Source organism: Cupriavidus sp. MPR-AND1C (genome assembly GCF_058809705.1).
In genome coordinates this window covers 1-569 of sequence record NZ_JBXASU010000212.1, presented here as the reverse complement: position 1 = coordinate 569, position 569 = coordinate 1, and the positions used below count along the sequence as shown (strand labels likewise).

Here is a 569-nt window from a genome sequence, read left to right as displayed (position 1 = left end):
CTGGTGCGGCACTGGTCCACCGATGCCCGGATCACCCCGGGCGAGCGGCAGGACCTTGCCGAGCGCTTGCTCACCTTCTATGCGGCGCACCTGAAGTCCAACCCGGCCGGACGCATCGAGCCGCGCCCTGAACTGGTCGCCGGCGCGCGCCAGACGCTGCTGGCCGTGATCGGCGAGCGCAATGCCGAGGACACCATCTACCGGGGCGTGATCCAGGCCTTTGGCGAGAGCGCTGGCAGCAAGTACCCGGACCAGACCCTGGCGGCGCTGACCGCCGGCACAGATCCCCGGGGGCTGGTGCGAGCCGCGGCGATCGTGCCCGGGGTCTTCACCCGCCAGGCCTATGAGGGCTATGTGGCGCCCGCGATCGAACTGGCCGCCAGGCGCACGGAGATCGCCAATGACTGGGTGCTGACCGACGGCAAGCCATTGCAACAGCCATCCGCGAGCCGTTCGGCCGAGGCGCTGCAGGCGGCGCTGACCGAGCAATACTTCGCCGATTACGCCGAGCGCTGGCAGGACTTCATGAACAGCCTGCAATGGGAGGCCGCGCCGACCCTGCCGGCCGC

Annotated in this window: 1 protein-coding gene; it reads left to right on the top strand. The window is 70.1% G+C overall.

Annotated elements, in window-relative coordinates; genetic code table 11:
* Positions 1–569, top strand: a 569-nt coding sequence (locus AC1RWI_RS38090) for an ImcF-related family protein (RefSeq protein ID WP_492870893.1), incomplete at both ends; no start/stop codon positions are given.